Annotated in this window: 7 protein-coding genes and 1 pseudogene; 5 read left to right on the top strand and 3 right to left on the bottom strand. The window is 63.8% G+C overall.

Annotation, left to right across the window (positions count from 1 at the left end; genetic code table 11):
* Positions 1–488 (bottom strand): annotated as a pseudogene (locus EN991_RS15615) (sugar ABC transporter permease); the annotation flags it as partial.
* A gap of 1 nt (position 489) precedes the next feature.
* Entirely contained in the window at positions 490–1,740 is a 1,251-nt protein-coding gene (locus EN991_RS15610) for an extracellular solute-binding protein (RefSeq protein WP_127369077.1), read from the bottom strand.
* Between the two features lie 137 nt (positions 1,741–1,877).
* Here EN991_RS15610 and EN991_RS15605 point away from each other — a divergent pair, with 137 nt between their 5' ends.
* The 3 genes from EN991_RS15605 to EN991_RS15595 all read left to right on the top strand — a co-directional run bounded on the left by EN991_RS15605 (position 1,878) and on the right by EN991_RS15595 (position 5,156).
* Positions 1,878–2,777 (top strand): BadF/BadG/BcrA/BcrD ATPase family protein, encoded by a 900-nt coding sequence (locus EN991_RS15605; protein WP_245460978.1) that lies wholly within the window; start codon positions 1,878–1,880, stop codon positions 2,775–2,777.
* Between the two features lie 24 nt (positions 2,778–2,801).
* Complete coding sequence (locus tag EN991_RS15600) at positions 2,802–3,824, top strand: SIS domain-containing protein (RefSeq protein ID WP_127369075.1); 1,023 nt, start codon at positions 2,802–2,804, stop codon at positions 3,822–3,824.
* A gap of 141 nt (positions 3,825–3,965) precedes the next feature.
* Positions 3,966–5,156 (top strand): ROK family transcriptional regulator, encoded by a 1,191-nt coding sequence (locus EN991_RS15595; protein ID WP_127367047.1) that lies wholly within the window; start codon positions 3,966–3,968, stop codon positions 5,154–5,156.
* A 501-nt stretch (positions 5,157–5,657) separates the two neighbouring features.
* Here EN991_RS15595 and EN991_RS15590 read toward each other — a convergent pair.
* Positions 5,658–6,329 (bottom strand): GntR family transcriptional regulator, encoded by a 672-nt coding sequence (locus EN991_RS15590; protein ID WP_013525211.1) that lies wholly within the window; start codon positions 6,327–6,329, stop codon positions 5,658–5,660.
* Positions 6,330–6,462: 133 nt separating this feature from the next.
* Here EN991_RS15590 and EN991_RS15585 point away from each other — a divergent pair, with 133 nt between their 5' ends.
* Together EN991_RS15585 and EN991_RS15580 are read left to right on the top strand one after the other, a co-directional pair.
* The gene (locus EN991_RS15585) at positions 6,463–7,050 is read left to right on the top strand and encodes an amino acid synthesis family protein (RefSeq protein ID WP_127367046.1); all 588 of its coding nucleotides are present in this window, start codon (positions 6,463–6,465) and stop codon (positions 7,048–7,050) included.
* Positions 7,043–7,544 (top strand): alpha/beta fold hydrolase (locus tag EN991_RS15580; RefSeq protein WP_127369074.1); only part of this gene is annotated, 502 nt, incomplete at its 3' end. The genes EN991_RS15585 and EN991_RS15580, both read left to right, overlap by 8 nt.

Here is a 7,544-nt window from a genome sequence, read left to right as displayed (position 1 = left end):
TTGCCGAGCCACGGTATGGCGCCGATGCCGACCAGCGCCAGCGTCTGGTTCACCAGGCCGAACAGCGGATGCAGGAACAGTTTCCACAGGAAGCCGACGATGACCGCCGACAGCACGACCGGAAGAAAGACGATGACCTGGTGGATACGGTGGCCGGGCAGCGCCTTCAGCAAGGCATAGGCGAGCAGGAAAGCGGTGCCGTTCTCGAACACCATCAGCGCCACGAAGGCGATGATGTTGTGCTTCAGCGCATTCCAGGTCCAGTCGCTGTAAGGCTGTTCAAACAGCACCTTGCGGAAGTTTTCGAAGCCGATGAATACGGTCGGCTGCAAGCCGTTGAACTCATAGAAGGCAAGGCGGAAGGCTGAGAGCAGCGGCCAGAGCACGAACAGCACCATGACCACCAGGGCCGGTGTCAGCAGGGACGCGATCCAGAGTGACCGGCGCCACGGAAAGGCTTTTGTGGTGTGGCGCCGGCCGCTGTTCATGTCACTTGCCCTGGAAAGGCTTGTACCATTTGGCGAGGCCGTTGGTCAGGTCGGCGGCCAGCTGGTCCGGGGTGATCGAACCCGACATCATCTTGGTGATGTCGCCCTGCAGCAGCTCCGATCCCGTCGGTTTCTCGAAACGGAAGTAGACGACATTGATATGCGGCATGGCGGTTTCGTTCAACTTGGCGACATGGGCGAGAAGCTCGTCCTTGATGACGACGCCCTTGATCGGCGAGATGTTGCCGAGCAGAGCGGAGAACTTGTCGCCGAACTCCTTTGTGCCCATCCAGTTGACCAGCCTGAGCGCGGCCTCCTTGTTGGCCGACTTGGCGTTGACCGCATAGCCGCCGTCGAAAAACTTGGTCACCTGCGGCGTATCGCCGGCCTTGGCCATGGGCGGGGCGACGAAGTCCATGTTGATGGCCGGGTTCTGGGTGCGGTAGCTGGCGATGTCGAAGCTGCCGCCGGCAAGCATCGCCGCTTTGCCGCTGATGAACAGCTGGCCGGCGGTGTCATAGTCGATACCTTCGAAGCCGGGCGGCATGTAGTCGCGCAATTCGAGCAGCTTGCCGAGTGCGGCGACATAGCGCGGGTCCTTGAAGGTGGTCTTGCCCGACGTCAGGTCGCTGACAAAATCCTGGCCGAGGAACGGGTTGGTGAAGATGGCGACGAACATCTCGTTGAACCAGCTTGTGCCCATGCCGTTGGCGAGGGGATAAATACCCTTGTCCTTCAGCGCCTTGCTGACGGTTATGAACTCATCCCATGTGGTCGGCGGGGTCAACCCGGTCTTGGCGAAGACGTCCTTGTTGATGAACAGGCCGAGCGTCTGCGAGGCGAAGGGCAGGGAATAAACCTTCTTGTCGGCGCGGTAGGTGCCGGCCACCAGCGCATCGGCGGGCTGGTTAGCGAGTGAAGGCACCGTGGTCAGATCCTGCGGCTCGAAATAGCCGGCCTTCACGAACTGCTCGAGCCAGCCATAGGCGTGGGTGTGGATGACGTCGCCACCCTTGCCGGCGGCCAAGGCCGTCGAGACGATCGTCGGATAGTTCTCGTCCGGGAAGGACTCGAACTTCACATGGATGTCCGGGTTGGCCTTGGTGAAATCGGCGAAAAGTTCGTTGTAGGCGGCCTTGTCTTCCTGGCGCCAGGTCCAGAACGAGATGTCGGTGGCATGCGCCACGCTGGCTGCCAATCCCCATGCGAAAGACGCGGCCGCGAGGGCCAGCCCAATCCTTCTCCTGCTCATGTTGCAATCTCCCAATCGCGCTTGATGCGCTTTTTACGACGATTATCAAATCATAGTTCTTGCCGTCTGGAAAGATAGTTTGTAAAGTTTCCTAACTAATGTGGATTGGACGCGGCAGCCCGGCTTGCGCGGTGGATATGGTGACCCAGAAAATCATTGCAGGCGTGGATATAGGCGGCACCAAGACGCGCATCATGGCGTGCCAGGGCGAGCGCATCGCCGACGAGGTGCTGGTGACGGAGAGCTGGCGCATTCGCCAGATGGAGACTGATGCCGAGACACTGGCTGGGATCGTCGCGGGATTGTGCGGCGGGGTCGCGCCCGCTGTGCTGGCCGTTGGCGCGCATGGCTGCGACACGGGTGAACAATGCCTTCGCTTCCAGGCTCTGCTGGCAAGCAGGACCGGTGGTGCGGTGCAGGTGGTCAACGATGCCGAGCTGATGGTTCCTGCCGCTGGCTACATCGACGGCATCGGCGTCGTCTCCGGCACAGGCTCGATCGCGGTGGCACGCACGGCCGATGGCAAGATGCTGGCAGCCGGTGGCTGGGGCTGGATCCTTGGCGACGAGGGCAGCGCGCCGGCATTGGTGCGCGAGGCGGCGAAAGCAATCCGGCACAGCCTCGACCGGGGCCAGGATGGTGACCCGCTGATTGCCGGGCTGATGCGCGAACTGGGTACAGACGACCAGACCAAGCTTGGCATCCTGCTCAACGAAACGCGTGGTGCCGCGGTCTGGGGCCGCTATGCCAATGCCGTATTCGACGCGGCGATCGCCGGCTCGGCTCTGGCTATCCGTGTTATCAGCGAAGGCGGGACAGGGTTGGCCGCATTGGTCGAACTCTTGATCGAACGCGGCGCCAATCCCGCCCTTGTCGTGGCTGGCGGCGGGGTCATCTCGGAGCAGCCGATGTTGATGACGGCATTCGTCGAGGCCATGGCAAAGGTCTCGCCGTCGAGCCAGGTGCTGCTGCTGCGCGAGCCGCCGGTGCTGGGTGCGGTCGCCTTGGCGAGACGACTGCTGATCGGCCAGGGCTAATCTTCGGGAATTGGAGCGGTTTGAATGATGAAGCGTATCGGCTATCGCCCGGCGGTGGCGCGCCAGACGGAAAGTCTCGAAATCGGCCGGCGTTCGGTGGCCTCGTCGCTTGACGACCTCGATCTCGGCGCTTTTGCCGGCAAGACGATCGGGCTTGCCGGCATAGGCGCCAGCTATCAGGCGGCGCTGGCCGGTGCGCTTTATCTGCGCGCCTCCGGTATCAAGGCTTTTGCCTATACGCCGACCGATCTCTATGGCCGGACGGATGCAGCCGCCGATGCGTTCATCGCGCTGTCGGCCTCCGGGCAGAGCCGCGAAATCTACGACGTCATGCGCGAGGCGTCGGGCGCGCCGCGTCTGGCGGTCTGCCGCGGCAGCGACAATCCGCTGGCTGATCTCACCGGCGCGGTGCTGGCAACGGATTCGGGTGCCGACAATGGCGCAAGCTCCACCGGCTATACCGGGACCTTGCTGGCGCTCGGCATGCTGATCGACAGGCTCGCCGGCAACAGATTCGACTGGACGACTTTGCCACCTGCAGCCGCCACCGTCCTTTCCGGTGCGCAAAGCGCTGCCGGGCAGGCGGCCCGGCTGCTGCAGGGCAGAACATCCATCGACATCGTCGGCGCCGGTGTCGGCTTCGCCAATGCCGGCGAGGCGGCGATGCTGATACGCGAGGCGGTGCGGGTGCCGGCATCGGGATGGGACACGCTGAACTATCTGCACGGGCCGATGGAATCGCAGGATGCGACGACCGGACTGATCGCCATCGGCGACGGTCGCGAGGTGAAGATCGCGCAGGATCTTGCGGCGCTGGGCTGCCCCTCGGTGCTGGTGACGCGGCGCAGCGATGTCGCTCCAGCCGACAGGCTGGTGGTGATCTCGATTCCCGCGCTCGGCAACGCCATCGCTGATGCCATACTGGAGATCATCGCCATCCAGCTCATTGTCGGCGACATGCAGGACGCGGCCGGCCTCACCGACATCGTGTTCCGCTACCGCCAGACCGATACCAAGCTGAAGCCGTGGTCGCCGACCGAAGTCTGACGTCCTTGTCCGGACATCGCGGAAATTGCCAAACCGGTCAGCAATGAGGCATTGAGGACAGGATATGGCTTTCGAGTCGGGGCAGCGAATGCGCTTTCGCCGACCGGAGACAGGATTTCAGGCAAAGGTCGAACGGCTGAGATGGCGGCTGCGGAAATCCCCAATCTGACCGACAGCGCCCGGGCGGTGCTGCGCCTGCTTGCCTCGCACGGGCCGGTGACGCGGCCAAAGCTCGGCGCCATGCTCGACCTGTCGAAGCCTACCATGTCGGCGGCGGTGTCGGAGCTGAGCGCGCTCGGCCTCGTCGCCTCGCGTGGGATTGAGCGCGGCGCCATTGGCCGCACGGCGACGATCTACGGCATCGGTCCAGGTGCCGGCTACGCGATCGGCATCGATGTCGGCGCCGCCCAGGTGCGCGCCGTCGCCTATTCGATGGATGCGCAGAAGCTGGCGTCGGCGGAAGAACCGATCCCGGAAACGATAGCCGGCGATGCCGACGCGGTCGGCGCCGTCGTAGAGTCGGTCGCGCGTGCCACAATGGCCAAGGTGGCCAAGAGTTTTCGCGCGTTGCGCGCCATTGCGGTGGCGGTGCCGCGCATCGTCTCCAATGATCGTTTCGACCGGCCCGGGGGGCCGTCTGCCGTGCTTGGCCTGCTGCGGCGCAGCATCGAGGTGCCGATCGTCCTGGAAAACAACGTCAACTGCGCGGCCATTGGCGAGATGCATTTTGGTGCCGCGCAAGGCCACCAGACCTTCGCCTTTCTGCAGGTCGGCGTGCGGGTTGGCCTCGGCCTCATCACCGAGGGGCGTTTGTTTCGCGGCGCCGGTGGTGCGGCCGGCGAAATCGGCCGCATGCCGTTTCCATGGTCGGCCAGCGAGACGCCCTATCGTGAAGGGCTCGAACATTATCTCGGCTCTCGGGCGCTAATAGAGCGCTGCCGTGTCGACTGGCCCGCTGCGGAAGGCGCGCCGCCCGACTCGGCCAAGGATCTGTTCGCGCGTGCTCTGGAGGGCTCAGCACCGGCGGTGGCGGCTGTCGCGCGCCATGCCGCCGATATCGGCAGGCTGGCCGCTGGCTGTATCGGCATACTCGACCCCGGCCTGATCGTGCTTGGCGGCGGTGTCGGCAGAAACCCGCTGATGACGGAAAACGTCGAGCGCGTCGCGGCAGAGCTTGCGTGGCCGACACGGATCGCCGTCAGTTCCCTGGGGGACGACGGGACCGCGCTTGGTGCCGTGAAGCTGGCGGTTGATTACACTCTCGGGCTGATGCTGCGCGAAGGGCGCCACCCGGCTGTGGTGCTGCCCCCAACGTCAAACGTGGAGCCTTAGAGGTGGTGTATCGTGGAGGACAATACCTCGTCGTCACTGAGCATTGCTGGCGCTCATCGCGCCAAAGAAGCGCCTGACGGACGAGAGAGACTGGGCCATATGGATTTCGTTTCTTGCGGTGTTCGGGAACGTGCTTTCGCTCGACCCTGCGCTCGTTTGGCGCGCCCACGTACTGCGACGAGACTTTTTTCCTTCGCCTGAAGATCCTGCATCGCTCGTTCTAGGTGGTCGTATAAAGGAAGCCATTCCTCGCCTTGGTCACTAGGTGCGACGATGATCTCCGCAACGCGGTCGAGCGCTCGCTCGATGCGCTCCTCCTCATGAGAAATTTCAATGGAATATGCTATTTAAACGATCGAGTGGGCATCCAGTTCCAGGCTCGAAGGCGGACGGCAGCTTTGCGCCCCATCTCAGTCGTAAAGTTGCATTTTTCAATTGCCCGGAAGCAGACACTTTCTTCAAGGCCCTTCGACGGGTTGGATAGGCTGAACTCACCGGGATCTAGACCAGGCGAAGTTTATCTCGAGCGATCTGCCAAGCCGATTCGACATGTCGCCGTGCCGCCGCTTCCGCCTCATCGGGCTTGCGCGACCTTATCGCGTCCATGATCTCGTTCATCTCGCTGATCGCAGGCTCGCGGCGGTTCTCCGAAAGAATGGTCATCGAACGAAGCTGATTGATTCGGACATTCAGCCCGCTGACGATTTCCCAGGCGACACGCTTGTCGGCGGCCTCGAACAGCGCCTCGTAGAATTTCGTCGTCGCCCGCATCACTGCCGGCGGCGTCGCCGACGCCCATGCCCCGAACAAGTCCGCCAGCGCGCGTTCGAGCGTTGCCAGTTGCTCGCCGGTGGCCGACAGGGCGCAGGCGCGTGCCGCAATGCCTTCAAGCAGTGCCCTCAACTCATAGATCTCGTCGGTGCGGCCAAGATCCGGCCTGGCTACGGCCGGCCCGTGCCCAGGGATCATCTGCACGAGCCCCTCGGCCTCCAGTTGCCGCAGCACCTCGCGCACGACGGAACGGCTGACGCCAAGCTGGTCGCAAAGCGGCCGCTCGACCAACCTTTCGCCAGGCTGGAAGTGGAAATCCATGATGGCTTCGCGCATGCGCTCCAGCGCCAGCGTTCTCAAGGTCTTGGCGCTGCGGTCGATGCGAAGGGTGTCGTCTGGCATGTCTTGGCTCCTGCACCGCCACGAAAACAGATTCCATGCCCGGTTGACAAGGTACTTGGTGCTCCATAGCATGGTATACCATAAGATGATACAGGGATCGGACGGTCCCTGGGATCGCCGACCCGAGGATTCCATGCAGCCTGCCATCCGCAAGATCGTGACTTATACCGAGAACACGCTGATCGAAGGCGGCAAGGCTGCACCGCGGCCGCTGCGCCTGATCGGCGTCGCCGCGGTGCTGACGAACCCTTGGGCGGGACGCGGCTTCACCGACGATCTGTCGCCCGAAATCCGCGCCTGCGCGCCGGTGCTCGGAGAGATCCTGACCCGCGAGATCATTGCCGTCGCCGGTTCCGGCGAGGCGATCGAGGGCTATGGCAAAGCGGCCATTTGCGGCACGTCTGGCGAGATCGAGCATGCCTCGGCGCTGATCCACACGCTGCATTTTGGCAATCATTATCGCCGCGCCGTCGGCGCCAAGACCTATCTTGCCTTCACCAACCTGCGCGGCGGGCCGAACACGCCGATCATGATCCCACTGATGGACAAGAATGACGAAGGACGGCGCTCGCATTACCTGACCGTGCATTTCCAGATCGGCGATGCGCCGGCGCCGGACGAACTGGTGGTGGCGCTTGGTGCGTCGATCGGCGGTCGCCCGCATCATCGTATCGGCGATCGCTATCAGGACCTCAAGGAGCTTGGGGACGTGCATGGCTGACGCTTCCACCTGGGCGCGACAGGGCACAACGTTCGATGGCACCTGCTTCATCCGTGCCGGCGCTGGCACGCCGGTGCTGTTCATCGACGGCGTCGGCATGAACGCCGCGATCTGGCAGCCGCAGTTCGAACGCATGGCCGACAGCTTCGACGTCATCGCGATCGACATGCTCGGCCACGGCCAGTCGCCACTGCCGCCGCAGCACCCGGAACTGGCCGACTACGCCGACCAGGCCATTCGCCTGCTCGACCATCTTGGCCTCGACCGGGTGTCCGTCGTCGGCCATTCGATGGGTGCGCTCGTTGCCCAGGAGTTGGCCCTGCGCGCACCGGAGCGCGTCCGCCGCATCGTTTCCCTGAATGCCGTGTTCCGGCGGCCACCTGAACTGGCCGAAGCCGTTCGCCAGCGCGCGGTGGCGCTCAACGGGCGCAGCGATACGGCCGGCACGGCACAGACCATTGCGCGCTGGTTCGGCGATCCGGTGCCGACCGAGC

The organism is Mesorhizobium sp. M7A.F.Ca.US.005.03.2.1 (assembly GCF_003997795.1).
In the GTDB taxonomy this organism is placed as follows: Bacteria; Pseudomonadota; Alphaproteobacteria; order Rhizobiales; family Rhizobiaceae; genus Mesorhizobium; species Mesorhizobium ciceri.
This window is presented reverse-complemented; position numbering and strand designations above follow the sequence as displayed.

Bases quoted from the DNA above. Each gene is read 5' to 3' on its own strand.
- EN991_RS15610 (WP_127369077.1), bottom strand. From the start codon at position 1,740: ATGAGCAGGAGAAGGATTGGGCTGGCCCTCGCGGCCGCGTCTTTCGCA.
- EN991_RS15595 (WP_127367047.1), top strand. From the start codon at position 3,966: ATGGCGGCTGCGGAAATCCCCAATCTGACCGACAGCGCCCGGGCGGTG.
- EN991_RS15590 (WP_013525211.1), bottom strand. From the start codon at position 6,329: ATGCCAGACGACACCCTTCGCATCGACCGCAGCGCCAAGACCTTGAGA.
- EN991_RS15605 (WP_245460978.1), top strand. From the start codon at position 1,878: ATGGTGACCCAGAAAATCATTGCAGGCGTGGATATAGGCGGCACCAAG.
- EN991_RS15600 (WP_127369075.1), top strand. From the start codon at position 2,802: ATGATGAAGCGTATCGGCTATCGCCCGGCGGTGGCGCGCCAGACGGAA.
- EN991_RS15585 (WP_127367046.1), top strand. From the start codon at position 6,463: ATGCAGCCTGCCATCCGCAAGATCGTGACTTATACCGAGAACACGCTG.